Source organism: Enemella evansiae, assembly GCF_002250705.1.
In the GTDB taxonomy this organism is placed as follows: Bacteria; Actinomycetota; Actinomycetes; order Propionibacteriales; family Propionibacteriaceae; genus Enemella; species Enemella evansiae.
Genome location: NZ_NMVP01000012.1, coordinates 198,174 through 212,402, shown reverse-complemented (window position 1 = coordinate 212,402; position 14,229 = coordinate 198,174). Strand labels below are relative to the sequence as shown.

Below are 14,229 nucleotides of genomic sequence, written 5' to 3'. Positions count from 1 at the left end.
CGTGCGGGCACCGTTCGACCAGGTGGTCCGCGAGCACGGCCGGACCGTGCTCCGGGTCTGTCGCGCGGTGCTGCCCGCCGCGGACGCCGACGACGCCTGGTCGGAGACGTTCCTCTCCGCCCTGCGCGGCTGGCCGGAGCTGGCCGAGGACGCCAACGTCGAGGCCTGGCTGGTCACCATTGCCCGGCGCCGCTGCCTCGACCTGATCCGCAGGCGCCGCGTCCTGCCCACCGACCAGCTCCCGGAAACCCCGTCCGGACAGGGAAACCCGGCACCTCCGGAACCGGTGTGGGGTCTGGTCGCCGAGCTGCCGCCGAAGCAGCGGCAGGCGATCACCCACCACTACCTGCTGGGGTTCTCCCACACCGAGACCGCGGCCCTGGTCGGCGCCACCCCGGAGGCGGTCCGGCGGGCCGCCGCCGACGGGATGCGCTCCCTGCGCCGACGAAAGGATGAACTGTGACCACCGAGCAGGAGGAGACGGAGCGGCTGGCCGCCCTCACCGAGCGGTTCACCGCCCGCGCCGAGGGTGCCGGGCTGATCGACATCGCCTGGCGGACCGTCGACTCACCGATCGGTCAGCTGCTGCTGGCGGCCACCGAGCAGGGTGTGGTGCGGGTCGGGTTCGCGATCGAGGGCCACGACGCGGTGCTCGCCGAACTCGCCGAGCGGATCTCACCGCGCACCCTGCACGGCCCGCGCCGCCTGGACGCCGCGGCATACCGGCTGGACCACTACTTCACCGGCCGGCACGACGAGCCGCGGGTGCCACTGGACCTGCGACTGACCCGCGGTTACCGTGCCGAAGTGGTCCGGGCGCTCGCCGGAATCCCCTATGGCGCAACGGTTTCGTACGCCGAACTGGCCGCCGACACAGGTCGGCCGCGGGCGGTGCGCGCCGTCGGTACCGCCTGCGCCACCAACCCGTTGCCGCTGCTGCTGCCCTGCCACCGGGTGGTCCGCTCGGACGGCGGCACGGGGGCCTATCGCGGCGGGGCCGAGGCCAAGGCGTACCTGCTGGAAATGGAGGCCGCCCACCCGCGTCGGTGAGCGTCGGTGAACGCGGGTGAGATTCCTACCATCGAAGTATCAAGGGATGGAGACGGGTTCCATTCGCGCGCGGGGGAGGACTACGGTCCCGTTCCATGTCGACACAGCGCACCGCGGAGCCATCCACCTCCCGTGGACTGCAGGCCGCCATCAGGAGCTTCGAGGCCATCGAGCGGGTCGGCAACAAGCTGCCGCACCCATTCTGGTTGTTCGCGATCCTCGCGCTGTTCACCATGGTGCTGAGCGCCGCGCTGGCCGCCGCCGGCGTCCAAGTGCACCATCCGGCCACCGGCAAGGTGATCGCGGTGAAGAGCCTGCTCACCGCCGAGGGCGTGCAGGAGATGGTCGGCAAGGCGGTCACCAACTACGCCAATTTTCCACCCCTGGCAACGATTCTGACCACCATGCTGGGCATCGCGGTGGCCCAGCACTCCGGGCTGATCGACACCCTGCTGCGCAACACCGTGACCAAGGTGCCGGCCCGCTACCTCACCTTCGCGCTGGCGATGACCGCGATGATCGGCCACGTCGCCGGGGACTCCGCCTATGTCGCGCTGATCCCGCTCGGTGCGATGGTCTTCCGCGCCGCCGGCCGCTCCCCGATCCTCGGTGCGGTCGTCGCCTTCGTCTCGATCTCGGCCGGTTACGACGCCTCCCCGTCGATCACCACCACCGACGTGCTGCTGTCGGGGATCACCACCGCCGCCGCGCAGACCATCGACCCGAGCGTGCTGGTCACCCCGCTGGCCAACTACTGGTTCGGGCTGGCCTCCTCCTTCGTGGTGGCACTGACGATCACCGCGGTCGTCGAACTGGTGCTGGCCAAACGGCCCGATCTCGCCGAGGACACCGACCACGGGATCGCGGAGGTCTCCCGCGAATCCCTGCAGATCACCCCGATCCAGCGCCGCGGACTGATCTGGTCGGCGGTCGCCGGGGCGGCGTTCATCGCACTGATCGTGGTGATCATGATCCCGCAGAACTCCGCCTTCCGCGGCAAGGGCGGTTCGATCACCAGCTCACCGGTGTTCAGCGGGATGGCGCTGCTGCTGGGCATCTTCTTCACCCTGATCGGTGTCGTCTACGGCTTCGTCGCCAAGGAGTTCACCAAGCTCTCCCAGGTCGTGCAGGCGATGGCCAAGGGCATCGCGCAGCTGGCGCCGATCCTGGTGCTGTTCTTCGCGATCAGCCAGTTCCTGGCCTACTTCAAGTGGTCCGGGATCGGTGAGGTGATCGCGATCTCCGGCGCCCGGGTGCTCGACAACGCGAACATGCCCGCCTGGCTGATCCTGCTGCTGATCGCCATGATCATCTCGGTGATGAACTTCATCATCACCTCCGGTTCGGCGATGTGGTCGCTGGCCGCGCCGATCTTCGTGCCGATGCTGATGCTGCTCGGCATCGACCCCGCCACCACCCAGGCGATGTATCGGATCGCCGACTCGGTGACCAACTGCGTCACCCCGATGAGCCCCTATTTCGTGATGGCGCTCGGTTTCATGCAGCAGTACCGCCGCTCCGCCGGGATCGGCACGCTGGCCTCCTTCACCATTCCGATCGCCGCCGTGGTGTGGGTGGTCTGGATCATCTTCTTCATGATCTGGTTCGGTCTGGGGATCCCCTTCGGCCTAGGCTGAGCCCATGGCAAGCGTGGTGTTGACCCTGGTCGGCGACGACCGTCCCGGACTGGTGAGCGCGCTGGCGCAGGCGGTGACCGATTGCGGTGGCAGCTGGCACACCAGTGAGATGGCCCGCCTCGGCGGCAAATTCGCCGGCATCGTGCTGGTCGAGATCAGCGATGAGAAGGTCGACCCGCTCACCCAGGAACTGCGGTCGCTGGGTCATCAGGGGTTGCTCGAGGTCACGATGTCGCGCACCGATGGCGAGGCCGAGGAGTCGACCGCGCTGCTGGAACTGCACCTGCTCGGCAACGACCGGCCCGGCATCGTGCACCAGATCTCCTCGGTGCTGGCCGCCCAGGGTGTCAGCATCGAACAGCTCGAGACCGATGTCCGCGACGCCCCCGAGTTCGGTGGCCAGCTCTTCGAGGCCCGCGCCCGGCTGGTCGGCCCGGCCGAGGTGGATCGCCGGCTGCTGGCCGAGGCGCTGGAGTCGATCGCCAACGAGCTGATGGTCGACCTCGACCTCAGCTGACCTCCAGGGGGGTCACGAACCGGCGTACCGCCTCGTTGAACAGCTCCGGCTGCACCAGATTCGACGGCTCGATGCTGCCGGCGATCGTCTCGAACCGGGCATCGGGGATCTGCGCCGCGAGCTGGCGGCCCAACCCCACCAGATGCCGCGCCTGGTCCCCGGCCAGCACCAGCGACGGCAGATTCACCCCACGCATCGCGGTGGCGTACCGGATCCGCAGGTACGCCCGATGCTGCAGCTCCAGGCTCGCCAGGTCGGCATCCCGCAGCTGCTCGGCCAGCCGCTGACCGACCGCGGGCCAGCGCAGATAGTTGTTCAGCACCGACCCGACCTGCAGGCTGCGGGGCAACTTGTAGGTCAGCGGCGCGGTCCGCAGGGCGGCGGCGATCAGATGATCGGCGGGATTGTTCGGGGTCAGCTCGGCCCAGGTGTCGGCCAGGATCAGCGATCGCAGCAGCTGGGGGTGTTCCAGCGCCAGCTGCTGGGCGACCGCGCCCCCGTAACCGACCCCGACCAGGTGCGCCCGCGGGACGCCGAGCCGCTCCAGCAGGCGTACCACCTCGGCCGCGTGGGTCCGCACCACCTCGCTCACCGGCACATCCAGCGGACCGGCGTCACCGTTGCCGGAGAGGGTCACCGCGATGCTGCGATGATCCGGGGCGAAGGCGGCGAGCTGATCGGCGAAGAACGCGGCCGTGCCACCCAATGGCGGCAGGAAGACGATCGATCGCCCGAAGCCCGCTTCCTCGTGGGTGGTCATGACGCCCAGTGTGTCATCGCGACCCCGACGCTCCCGCAGGGACTGGGGCACAATGACGGGCGTGACCGCCGATGCCAGCCCCACCCGCCTCGCCGATCTCGCCGATGTGGATCGCAGCGACCCGGCCCTGCGGGACTGGGTGGCCGAGAGCGTACGCCGCCTCGACGCGGACGCCCGCCGCTCCGCCGACACCCATCTGATCCGGCTGGAACTGCCCACCGACTGGGGGATCGACCTCTATCTGAAGGACGAATCCACCCACCCGACCGGCAGCCTCAAGCACCGGTTGGCCCGCTCGCTGTTCCTCTACGCGCTGGTGAACGGCTGGCTCGGCCCCGACACGATGGTGGTGGAGGCGTCCTCGGGCTCGACCGCGGTCTCCGAAGCGCACTTCGCCCGGATGCTCGGGTTGAAGTTCGTCGCCGTCGTCCCGCGCGGTACCAGCCGGCAGAAGATCGAGCTGATCGAGCGCGAAGGCGGCCGCTGCCATTTCGTCGACCGGGCCGATCAGATGGTCACCGAGTCGGTACGCCTGGCGCGCGAGCACGGCGGGCACTTCCTGGACCAGTTCACCTACGCCGAGCGGGCCACCGACTGGCGCGGCAACAACAACATCGCCGAATCGATCATCCGCCAGCTCGGCGCCGAGACCCATCCGATCCCGAGCTGGGTGGTGGTCGGCGCCGGCACCGGTGGTACCAGCGCGACCCTGGGCCGTTATCTGCGGCTGGGTCGGATGGGGACGCGGCTCTGCGTGGCCGATGTGGAGAACTCCGCCTTCTTCGGTGGCTGGGTCGAGGGCGATCCGACGGCGACCTGCGACCGTGGCTCGCGGATCGAGGGGATCGGCCGACCCCGGGTCGAGCCGAGTTTCGTCGGTACGGTGGTGGATCGGATGATCCGGGTGCCCGACCAGGCCTCGGTCGCCGGGGCCCGATTCCTGGCCGAGCGGCTCGGCCGCCGGGTCGGCGCCTCGACCGGTACCAACATCGTCGCCGTCGCCCGGATCATCACCGAGATGCGCGAACGCGGCGAACAGGGGTCGGTGGTGACGCTGCTCTGCGACTCCGGGGACCGATACGCCAACACCTACTTCGACGACGCCTGGGTGGCCGAGCAGGGCTGGGACCTCGACGACTGGCTCGCCGAACTGCGGCGTACCCTCCCTCCCGCCGGCTGAGCGAGCTTGCGAGTCGAAGCCACCGGGGGTCAGCCGAGCCAGGCGATGGCCGCGATCTCGACCAGGAAGGCCGGCCGTGCCAGCGCGGCCACCCCGATCACGGTGTGCGTCGGCTTGACCGGGCCGGTGAAGTGCCGGGCCCGGGCCGCGGACGCCTTCGCGGCGTCCCCGGTGTCGATCAGATAGGTGGTGGTGGAGACGACATCGGCCATCGTGCCGCCGGCCGCCTCGACGACGTGCCGCAGGTTGGTCAGCGCCTGCTCGAGCTGCGCCTCGACATCGCCCTCGCCGACGATCGACCCGTCGGGACCGAAGGACACCATGCCGGAGACGTGCAGCGTGTCTCCCGCGCGGACGCCATAGCTGTAGCTGTTGTTGACGGCGGGGCCCTCGGGCAGCTCGGGCGGCATCACGGCTTCGATCGGCATGGCGCAACGCTAACCCGGTTGGTCGAGCTGGGGGAGTCCTCGGGTCAATCCCTCGGATTCGATCCAGGCGCGGGCATAGCTGATCATGTCGTCGATCCGGATCCCGGCGCCCTTGGGCACCCGCAGTGTGCCCACCTCCGCATCGTCGGGGGTGAAGAGGTACGCCTCCCGCTGGGCCTCGTAGTGCTCGATCCGCCAGCCCGACGGGTGCGCGATGATGGTCCGCCAACCGCCGGTACGGCCGTAGAGCAGGTGCTCGCCGGAGACGTGCGTCGCCGTCCACTCCCCGTGCCTGGTCGGTGGCAACTCCATGCGATCCACACTAAGTGGTGCAGCGAGCGGTGGTGCGCGTGCGCTGGGACATGCAGTGGTCCAGAGGTTCCATGATCAAACCCAGTGGGACTGGGATTACCGCTCGGTTGAATCCAGCTTGTGCATGTCCCAGCGTTCGGCGGCGCCCCGGTAGTTGCGGATTTCAGGAGTCGGGAATAACCCCGACCCTTCCCGGAGTTGAGTCAGATGTACTCAACTTCGACTTGATCCCCGTGCAGGACTTCGACATAGTTGAGTGCGCAAGGCTCAATGTCAGAGTTGAGCCCCCAAGACTCAAAAAATCGAAACACCGCACTGGAGGAAACACACATGGCTCGTGCAGTAGGCATCGACCTGGGCACCACCAACTCCGTAGTCGCCGTCCTCGAGGGCGGCGAGCCCACCGTCATCCCCAATGCCGAGGGCGCGCGCACCACGCCGTCGGTCGTCGCGTTCGCCAAGGGCGGCGAGGTCCTGGTCGGCGAGGTCGCCAAGCGTCAGGCCGTCACCAACGTCGACCGCACCATCCGCTCCGTCAAGCGCCACATGGGCACCGACTGGAGCGTCGACATCGATGGCAAGAAGTACACCGCCCAGGAGATCAGCGCCCGTGTGCTGATGAAGCTGAAGCGCGACGCCGAGGCGTACCTGGGTGAGCCCGTCACCAACGCCGTGATCACCGTTCCGGCGTACTTCTCCGATTCCGAGCGGCAGGCCACCAAGGAGGCCGGTGAGATCGCCGGGCTGACCGTCGACCGGATCGTCAACGAGCCGACCGCCGCCGCGCTGGCGTACGGCCTGGACAAGGACGACTCCGACCAGATGGTGCTCGTCTTCGACCTCGGTGGCGGCACCTTCGACGTGTCCCTGCTGGACATCGGCCACGAGGGCGGCAAGTCGTTCTTCGAGGTGAAGGCCACCAACGGTGACAACCGCCTCGGTGGCGACGACTGGGACAACCGGATCGTCGAGTGGCTGATCACCCAGTTCAAGAACAAGAACGGCGTCGACCTGGGCAAGGACAAGATCGCCAAGCAGCGCCTCGCCGAGGCCGCCGAGAAGGCGAAGATCGAGCTGTCCTCCGCCTCGGAGACCTCGATCAACCTGCCCTACATCACCCTGGGTGAGTCGGGTCCGCTGCACCTGGAGGAGAAGCTGACCCGCTCGGAGTTCCAGAAGATGACCTCCGACCTGCTGGAGCGCACCCGCGCCCCGTTCAACGCCGTGATCAAGGACGCCGGCATCTCCGTCGGCGACATCAAGCACGTCGTGCTGGTCGGTGGCTCCACCCGGATGCCCGCCGTCGCCGAGCTCGTCAAGGAGCTGACCGGCGGCAAGGAGCCCAACAAGGGTGTGAACCCCGACGAGGTCGTCGCCCTGGGCGCCAGCCTGCAGGCCGGTGTGCTGAAGGGCGAGGTCAAGGACGTGCTGCTCCTCGACGTCACCCCGCTGAGCCTCGGTATCGAGACCAAGGGCGGCGTGATGACCAAGATCATCGAGCGCAACACCACGATCCCGACCAAGTCGAGCGAGGTGTTCACCACCGCCGAGGACAACCAGCCCGAGGTGATGATCCAGGTCTACCAGGGTGAGCGCGACTTCGCGAAGGACAACAAGTCCCTCGGCAACTTCTCGCTGACCGGCATCATGCCCGCGCCGCGTGGCGTGCCGCAGATCGAGGTCACCTTCGACATCGACGCCAACGGCATCGTGCACGTGAACGCCAAGGACCTGGCCACCGGCAAGGAGCAGTCGATGACCGTGACCGGCGGGTCGGCCCTGAACAAGGACGACATCGACCGGATGGTCAAGGACGCCGAGTCGCACGCCGAGGAGGACCGCAAGCGCCGCGAGGCCGTGGACGTCCGCAACGAGGCCGACTCGCTGGCCTTCCGCACCGAGAAGCTGCTCACCGACAACGGTGACAAGCTCGGTGATGACGTGAAGACCCCGGTGCAGGACTCGCTGAAGAGCCTCAAGGAGCTGCTCGAGAACGAGAACGCCGACACCGACCAGCTGAAGGCCGCGATGGAGGACCTGAACACCAAGGCCTCCGCGATGGGTCAGGCGATGTACGCCCAGGCCGCGGCCGAGCAGCAGCAGGCCGGTGGCGATCAGCAGGAGCAGAGCGGTTCGGACTCCGAGTCCGGTTCCGGCAGCGACGACGATGTCGTCGACGCCGAGATCGTGGACGACGAGAACGACAAGAAGTGAGCTGACCGCATCCGGCGGCACGGTGGCCTCGCGGCCATCGTGCCGCCGGCTGCGCACCACTTCGGCCATCGCCGAGCCGACGCTGACGAAGAACACAGGAGACAACGTGGAACCATCGCACGGACACACCGAGCCGGGCGCCCCCAGCGGCGACGATCTCGACCCCGCCGCCGCGCAGCAGGTGCCCCAGGAGCCGATGGGCACCCCCCGCCGCGCGGCCGACCAGGCGTACCCCGACAACGCCTCCGCCGACGGTGCGGAGACCGGCACCGGAGCGCAGGACGCCCGGATCGCCGAACTGGAGACCCAGCTCGGTGAGCGGACCAACGATCTGAAGCGGCTGCAGGCCGAATACGTGAACTACAAGCGGCGCGTCGACCGCGACCGCGACCAGGCCCGCGGGGCCGGCATCGAGGCCGTCGTGGTCGACCTGCTGCCGGTGCTGGACGATCTGCGCACCGCCCGCCAGCACGAGGAACTCAGCGGCGGGTTCAAGCTGCTCGCCGAGGAGCTGGAGAAGGTCGCCGCCAAGTACGGCATCGAGGTCTACGGCGACAAGGGTGAGCCCTTCGACCCGCAGCTGCACGACGCCCTGATGCAGGCGCCCACGCCCGGTGCCGGTGAGCCGACGCTGCTCGACGTGATGCAGGTCGGCTACCGCTTCCGCGGCCGCGTACTGCGTCCCGCCCGGGTCGCGGTGGCGATGCCCACCGGGGAACCCGAACCGGGCGCCGAGGGTGGCGACACCAACGCTGGCTGACATCGATACACGCAAGGAAGGCCGATGAGCACCAAGGACTGGATCGAAAAGGACTACTACAAGGTCCTTGGCGTGTCCAAGGACGCCAGTGCGGACGAGATCAAGAAGGCGTTCCGCAAGATCGCCCGGGAGAACCACCCGGACCAGAACCCCGACAACGCCGCGGCGGAGAAGCGGTTCAAGGAGGCCTCCGAGGCCAACTCGATCCTCTCCGATGCCAAGAAGCGCAAGGAATACGACGACGCCCGCAAGCTGTTCGGCGGCGGCGGATTTCGCTTCCCGGGCAGCGGCGGTGGATCCGGTCGCGGTGGCGCACCCACCGCCGAGGACCTGTTCCGGCAGGCCCAGGGCGGCGCGGGTGACTTCGGCGACATCTTCGGCGGGCTGTTCAACCGCGGCAGTGGCGGGCGTACCTCCACCGGTGGACGCGGGCCGCGCCGCGGCACCGACGTCGAGGGTGAGGTCACCCTGGACTTCACCGACGCGGTGGCCGGCAAGACGGTACCGATCCAGATGGTGTCCACCGATGCCTGTTCCGCCTGCCACGGCACCGGCGCCCGCGCCGGGACGATGCCGAAGGTCTGCCCGACCTGCCACGGCTCGGGGATGACCACCTCCACCTCCGGTGGCGTCTTCGCGGTCAGCGAACCCTGTGTCGACTGCCGCGGCCGCGGCCTGATCGTCGAGGATCCCTGCCCGGTCTGCAACGGCTCCGGGCGGGCCAAGTCGACCCGGACGATGCAGGTACGCATCCCGGCCGGGGTGACCGACGGGCAGCGGATCCGGATCAAGGGCAAGGGCGGTGCCGGCGAGAACGGCGGCGCGGCCGGCGACCTCTACGTGATCGTGCACGTGCTGCCGCACCCGGTCTTCGGGCGCAGCGGTGACAACCTCACCGTGTCCGTGCCGATCACCTTCACCGAGGCCGCCCTGGGCGCCCAGATCGAGGTGCCGACGCTGAACGGTCTTCCGGTACGCCTGAAGGTGCCGGCGGGTACGCCGAACGGCCGCACCTTCCGGGCCCGCGGGAAGGGCATCACCCGAAAGGACGGTACGCCGGGAGACCTGCTGGTCACCGTCGAGGTGGTCGTGCCCTCGGAGCTGTCCGAGGACGCCCGCTCGGCGCTGCAGGCGTACGCCGACAAGGCCTCCGAACCCGATCCGCGGGCCGGGCTCGGTGCCTGATGTCCCCGCGCAAGCAGGACGACGAGTCGGGGCAGGTTCCCGGTGACGGCCTCCAGGTCGTCGACCGGGACGCCCCGATCTTCGTCATCTCGGTGGCCGCGAAGCTCTCCGGGATGCACCCGCAGACGCTGCGCAGCTATGACCGGATGGGGCTCGTCCAACCGCGCCGCACCTCCGGTCGCGGCCGCCGCTATTCCCCGCGCGATGTCAGCCGCCTGCGGTTGATCCAGCGGCTCAGCCAGGACGAGGGCATCAACCTGCAGGGGATCCGCCGGATCCTCGAGCTGGAGGCCGAACTCGAGGAGCTGCGTGAACACGCCAGCGAACTCACCGAACTGCTGCGGCTCGCCCACTCGGCGCCCGCCGGCTCCCGCCTGTTCACCGCCGATCAGGTCGGTGGGGTGCACCTCACTCCCGCGCAGCGCCGCTACGCCCGGCGCAATCCGCCACGTCAACTGGGACGGTGATCGTGGCCGCTCGCCCGAACATCCTGATGATCCTCACCGACGATCACGCCGCGCACGCGATCGGGGCCTACGGATCACGGGTGAACCAGACCCCGCGGCTCGATGAGATCGCCGAGCGGGGTCGGCGGCTGGATCGTTGCTTCGTCACGAACTCGATCTGCACCCCGAGCCGCGCCTCGATCCTCACCGGGGCGTACTCGCACGTGAACGGGGTGTATGGGCTGGAGACGCCGATGCTGTCCACCCAGCCGACCTTCGTCTCCGCACTCTCCGAGGCCGGGTACGCCACCGCGGTCTTCGGGAAATGGCACCTCGGTGAGGGACCCGGACACGACCCGGAACACTTCGACGACTGGGCGGTGCTGCTCGGTCAGGGGGAATACCACGATCCCAGATTCCTCACCAGCGAAGGGATCCGGACGATTCCGGGGTACGCGACCGACATCATCACCGACCTCTCGTTGGACTGGTTGGCGACGGTGCCGGCCGAGGACCCGTTCTGCCTGCTGCTGCACCACAAGGCCCCGCACCGCAACTGGGAACCGGATGCGAAACATGCCGGCATGTACGCCGACGCGGAGATCCCGCTGCCGGACACCTTCGACGACGACTACGCCACCCGCGGTGCGGCGGCCCGGCGGGCGCTGATGCGGATCGCGGACGATCTGACGTTGGACGATCTCAAGGTCGCCCCGCCCGCGGGGTTGACCGGTGAAGAGCTGGCACGCTGGAAATACCGCCGCTACATGGAGGACTATCTGGCCTGCGTCGCCTCGATCGACGACAATGTCGGCCGGGTGATCGACTGGCTGGACGACAACGGCCGCTTCGACGACACGATCCTGATCTACGTCTCCGACCAGGGCTTCTTCCTCGGCGACCACGGCTGGTTCGACAAACGCTTCATGTATGAGGAATCCATCCAGATGCCGTTCCTGATCAGCTGCCCGGCACTGATCCCGGCCGATCCGGAACCGATCCGGCGGATCGTCACCAACGTCGACTTCGCCCAGACCCTCCTCGAGGCCGCCGACGTGCCCGCGCCCGCGCGGATGCAGGGGGAGAGCGTCTGGCCCGAGCTGACCGGTGCCCGCGCCGATGAACCCGGTGGCGCCTTCTACTACCGCTACTGGGAGAACGACGAGCACAACCACCGCACCCTCGCGCACTACGGCCTGCGGACCGATCGCTACAAGCTGATCTACTTCTACAACGACGGAATGGGCATCCCCGGTACCACGCAGGCCCGCTTCGACCCCTATTGGGAGCTCTACGACCTGCAGGCTGATCCGCAGGAATTGCGCAATGTGGCAGGAGATCCGGCGTACGCCGAGGTGCGCGCGGAGCTGACCCGACAACTGTGGCGCAAGCAGGCGGAGCTGGGGGACCGGCCGCATCCCTCGCAACCGGTCCCGCCGGGTCTCCAGGGGGCCTAACCGCCCAGCTCGGTCCGCGCATCCCGCAACTCGGCCACCATCAGTTCGGGCTGCTCCCATCCGGCGAAGTGCCCACCGCGCTCCAGCACCCGCCAGCGGCGGACGTCGTTGTGCTTCTCGACCAGCCGACGGACCGGGATGCCGAAGTCGTCCGGCATCGCCGCGATCGCCACCGGTACAGGACAATCGGCCTGTTCGGCACCCCACTCCCCGGCCCCGGAGCGGTAGTAGCGGATCGAGGAGGCAATGGTGTTGCCGAACCAGTAGAGCGAGACCGTGGTCAGCATCTCGTCGCGGTCCAGGGCATCGGGCGTCGCCGCCCAGACCCGTTGGACGTCGACCAACCAGCCCAGCAGGCCGACCGGTGAATCGCTGAGGCCGTAGGCCAGCGCCTCCGGCCGGGTGGACTGCAGCATCGCGTACCCCATCAGCTGCCAGGCATAGTGCTCGCCGGCGGCCAGGGCCTTCTGCTCCCACGCGTCGTCGGGGTCGGCGGTCTCCCGGGTCAACTGCTCACCCTGCAGCACCTGGGTGAGATGCAGCATCGCCACCTCCTCGGGGGCGGTGATCGCGAGCTTGCGGGCGATGATGGCGCCGAAGTCGTAGGCATGCACCCAGTAGCGCGAATAGCCGAGCCCGCGCATCAGCGTGGCGAGTGCGGCGGCCACCCGATCGGCATCCCAGCCCGGTGCCGCCCCGCCCATCCCGAATCCGGGCAGGCTGGGCACGATCACCTCGAATGCGGGCTGATCCTCCGGCGGGTCGGTGAGGGCATCGAGCATCGGCAAGAACTCGGTGGACGAACCGGGCCAGCCGTGCAGCAGCAGCAACGGGGTCGCATCCTCGCGATCGCTGTGCTGGTGGAAGAAATGCAGCTCATGGCCGTCGATCGGTGCGGTGAACTGCGGCACGGCGTTGATCCGCTCCTCCTGGGCGCGCCAGTCGAAGCCGTCGGCCCAGTAGGCCGCCAGCTCTCGGGCGACCGGCTGCGGCAACCCCCAGTCCTCCTCGGCCCGGGGGTCCTCGGTGGGCCACCGGGTCTCGCCCAAGCGGCGGTGCAGATCGGCCAGCCGATCGTCGTCGATGCGCAGGGTGAACGTTGTGATGTCCATGAGCACAAGGATCCCGGGGCAACCGGACAGGAACCGTCCGCTGATCGGAGGTCAGCGAGCGCCGGCCCGGCTGGCCGCGTACCAGGCCTGGACCAGCGTGCGACCAGCGCGCCCGATCGGCCCGACGACCTCGCGCAGCTGCTGGCGGGACACCGGCCGGGCGGCGGTGACCGCCGCCAGCACCTCATCGAGGGTGCGGGCCGGCGTACACACGCTGAGCAGGTAGTCCGGAACGTTCAGCCCGTCGGCGACCACCCCGACCAGCGGGGTGCCGACCGCGGCGATCTTCGGGAACACCGTCCCCGGGATGCCGATCGCGACCTCCGCGCGCGCCGATGCGGCGAGCGACCCCTCGGCGGCGATCTCGAACTCGCTCCACAGGGCGGGATTCTCGCGCGGGTGCAGGCCGACGATGATCCGTTTGCCCTGCGCGGCAAGGGCCCGCGCGGAGGCCAGCAGCAGCTCGGTCCCCGGGGCGGCACCGCCGGTGGCGTCGGGGTAGGTGACCGAGGTGAGGATCAACACCGTGCCCGGTTCGGGTCGGCGCTCCGGCAGGTCGTCGAGCTCGGGGATGCCGACGACCCGAATCTGCTGCGGCCGGATTCCCAGATGCGCGGCGAAGGTCTGCTGCTCGGCGTTCGAGCCGGCGGTGGCCGCGGTGATCCGGGCGGCGACCTCGGCGGCGTACGGGGCGCGGGTCGGGTTGAGATAGGCGAGTCCGGAGGCCACCACCGGTACGCCGGGCAGCGCGCGGACCGCCCGGGCCGGCCAGTCGGTGGCGCCGGAGACCACCAGCACATCGACGTCGCGCGGGTTCGCGGTGGCGAGCGGGAGTGCGGTCACCGGATCCCCGGCTGGCAGCCCGGAGCGGTCGGGCACGAGCTGGGTGAGGGTTCCACCGCGGGCCGCGACCTCATCGAGCATCGGTCTGACGTGGTAGGTGCCCCACGGTTCGTTGGTCGCCACCGCGATCCGGAACGGCTGCCGGGCCGCGGCCGGGCGGGCCGTCCCGGCGAGCAGGCCCGCGGCGGCGAGCGAGCCACCCACCCCGAGCAGTGCTCGCCGGGTCAGCACCGCGTGGTCCGGGCGAGGGAAGAGGTCTCGAGCAGCGTTGGTCACCGGCCCAGCATCACCCGCCCGGGTGACATCCCGGTTACACCCCGCCGAACTC

At 69.2% G+C, this 14,229-nt stretch carries 15 protein-coding genes; 10 read left to right on the top strand and 5 right to left on the bottom strand.

The features are described from left to right. Position 1: 1 nt before the first annotated feature. The 4 genes from BI335_RS09625 (at position 2) to BI335_RS09610 (ending at position 3,204) form a co-directional block, all read left to right on the top strand. Positions 2 to 463 (top strand): RNA polymerase sigma factor, encoded by a 462-nt coding sequence (locus BI335_RS09625; RefSeq protein ID WP_229119530.1) that lies wholly within the window; start codon positions 2 to 4, stop codon positions 461 to 463. Further along, positions 460 to 1,050, top strand: a complete 591-nt coding sequence (locus BI335_RS09620) for a methylated-DNA--[protein]-cysteine S-methyltransferase (RefSeq protein ID WP_094356590.1) — start codon at positions 460 to 462, stop codon at positions 1,048 to 1,050. Before BI335_RS09625 ends, BI335_RS09620 begins: the two co-directional genes overlap by 4 nt. 95 nt (positions 1,051 to 1,145) lie before the next feature. After that, a complete protein-coding gene (locus BI335_RS09615) occupies positions 1,146 to 2,687 on the top strand; it encodes an AbgT family transporter (protein WP_094356589.1) in 1,542 nt (513 codons plus the stop codon). Positions 2,688 to 2,691: 4 nt separating this feature from the next. Next, positions 2,692 to 3,204, top strand: coding sequence for a glycine cleavage system transcriptional repressor (locus tag BI335_RS09610; RefSeq protein WP_094356588.1), 513 nt, complete (start codon positions 2,692 to 2,694; stop codon positions 3,202 to 3,204). Here the strand turns inward: BI335_RS09610 and BI335_RS09605 are convergent. Continuing rightward, on the bottom strand, positions 3,197 to 3,964 hold the full coding sequence (locus BI335_RS09605) for an alpha/beta fold hydrolase (protein WP_094402640.1): 768 nt from the start codon (positions 3,962 to 3,964) through the stop codon (positions 3,197 to 3,199). The genes BI335_RS09610 and BI335_RS09605 overlap by 8 nt on opposite strands. A gap of 61 nt (positions 3,965 to 4,025) precedes the next feature. On the opposite strand from BI335_RS09605, the gene BI335_RS09600 reads away from it, so the two are divergent. Continuing rightward, a complete protein-coding gene (locus BI335_RS09600; RefSeq protein WP_458859441.1) occupies positions 4,026 to 5,144 on the top strand; it encodes a PLP-dependent cysteine synthase family protein in 1,119 nt (372 codons plus the stop codon). Between the two features lie 29 nt (positions 5,145 to 5,173). Here BI335_RS09600 and BI335_RS09595 read toward each other — a convergent pair whose 3' ends face one another. Beyond that, complete coding sequence (locus BI335_RS09595; protein ID WP_229119529.1) at positions 5,174 to 5,572, bottom strand: RidA family protein; 399 nt, start codon at positions 5,570 to 5,572, stop codon at positions 5,174 to 5,176. 9 nt (positions 5,573 to 5,581) lie between these two features. Beyond that, positions 5,582 to 5,884, bottom strand: a complete 303-nt coding sequence (locus BI335_RS09590) for a hypothetical protein (protein ID WP_094356585.1) — start codon at positions 5,882 to 5,884, stop codon at positions 5,582 to 5,584. 330 nt (positions 5,885 to 6,214) lie between these two features. Between BI335_RS09590 and dnaK the strand changes: the two genes are divergently transcribed. From dnaK to BI335_RS09565, 5 genes are all read left to right on the top strand, one after another. Continuing rightward, complete coding sequence (gene dnaK, locus BI335_RS09585) at positions 6,215 to 8,098, top strand: molecular chaperone DnaK (protein WP_094404518.1); 1,884 nt, start codon at positions 6,215 to 6,217, stop codon at positions 8,096 to 8,098. A gap of 106 nt (positions 8,099 to 8,204) precedes the next feature. Further along, on the top strand, positions 8,205 to 8,858 hold the full coding sequence (locus BI335_RS09580) for a nucleotide exchange factor GrpE (protein ID WP_229117644.1): 654 nt from the start codon (positions 8,205 to 8,207) through the stop codon (positions 8,856 to 8,858). Between the two features lie 24 nt (positions 8,859 to 8,882). Further along, positions 8,883 to 10,043 carry a molecular chaperone DnaJ gene (dnaJ, locus tag BI335_RS09575; RefSeq protein WP_094402645.1) on the top strand — a complete coding sequence of 387 codons (1,161 nt, stop codon included), beginning with the start codon at positions 8,883 to 8,885 and terminating at the stop codon, positions 10,041 to 10,043. Then, complete coding sequence (locus BI335_RS09570) at positions 10,043 to 10,510, top strand: heat shock protein transcriptional repressor HspR (RefSeq protein ID WP_094356582.1); 468 nt, start codon at positions 10,043 to 10,045, stop codon at positions 10,508 to 10,510. Before dnaJ ends, BI335_RS09570 begins: the two co-directional genes overlap by 1 nt. Continuing rightward, a complete protein-coding gene (locus tag BI335_RS09565; protein WP_229119528.1) occupies positions 10,507 to 11,946 on the top strand; it encodes a sulfatase family protein in 1,440 nt (479 codons plus the stop codon). The genes BI335_RS09570 and BI335_RS09565 overlap by 4 nt, the downstream gene beginning before the upstream one ends. On the opposite strand, the gene BI335_RS09560 is transcribed toward BI335_RS09565, so the two are convergent. Both BI335_RS09560 and BI335_RS09555 read right to left on the bottom strand, forming a co-directional pair. Continuing rightward, positions 11,943 to 13,058: an epoxide hydrolase family protein gene (locus BI335_RS09560; protein WP_094430569.1), complete on the bottom strand. Its 1,116-nt coding sequence runs from the start codon at positions 13,056 to 13,058 to the stop codon at positions 11,943 to 11,945. The two genes, BI335_RS09565 and BI335_RS09560, sit on opposite strands and share 4 nt — an antisense overlap. 51 nt (positions 13,059 to 13,109) lie before the next feature. Further along, a complete protein-coding gene (locus tag BI335_RS09555) occupies positions 13,110 to 14,177 on the bottom strand; it encodes a hypothetical protein (RefSeq protein WP_229119527.1) in 1,068 nt (355 codons plus the stop codon). Between the last annotated feature and the right edge of the window lie 52 nt (positions 14,178 to 14,229).

Coding starts and splice junctions, on each gene's coding strand:
- BI335_RS09590 (WP_094356585.1), bottom strand. CDS start 5,884: ATGGAGTTGCCACCGACCAGGCACGGGGAGTGGACGGCGACGCACGTC.
- BI335_RS09560 (WP_094430569.1), bottom strand. CDS start 13,058: ATGGACATCACAACGTTCACCCTGCGCATCGACGACGATCGGCTGGCC.
- dnaJ (WP_094402645.1), top strand. CDS start 8,883: ATGAGCACCAAGGACTGGATCGAAAAGGACTACTACAAGGTCCTTGGC.
- BI335_RS09570 (WP_094356582.1), top strand. CDS start 10,043: ATGTCCCCGCGCAAGCAGGACGACGAGTCGGGGCAGGTTCCCGGTGAC.
- BI335_RS09595 (WP_229119529.1), bottom strand. CDS start 5,572: ATGCCGATCGAAGCCGTGATGCCGCCCGAGCTGCCCGAGGGCCCCGCC.
- BI335_RS09605 (WP_094402640.1), bottom strand. CDS start 3,964: ATGACCACCCACGAGGAAGCGGGCTTCGGGCGATCGATCGTCTTCCTG.
- BI335_RS09610 (WP_094356588.1), top strand. CDS start 2,692: ATGGCAAGCGTGGTGTTGACCCTGGTCGGCGACGACCGTCCCGGACTG.
- BI335_RS09615 (WP_094356589.1), top strand. CDS start 1,146: ATGTCGACACAGCGCACCGCGGAGCCATCCACCTCCCGTGGACTGCAG.
- dnaK (WP_094404518.1), top strand. CDS start 6,215: ATGGCTCGTGCAGTAGGCATCGACCTGGGCACCACCAACTCCGTAGTC.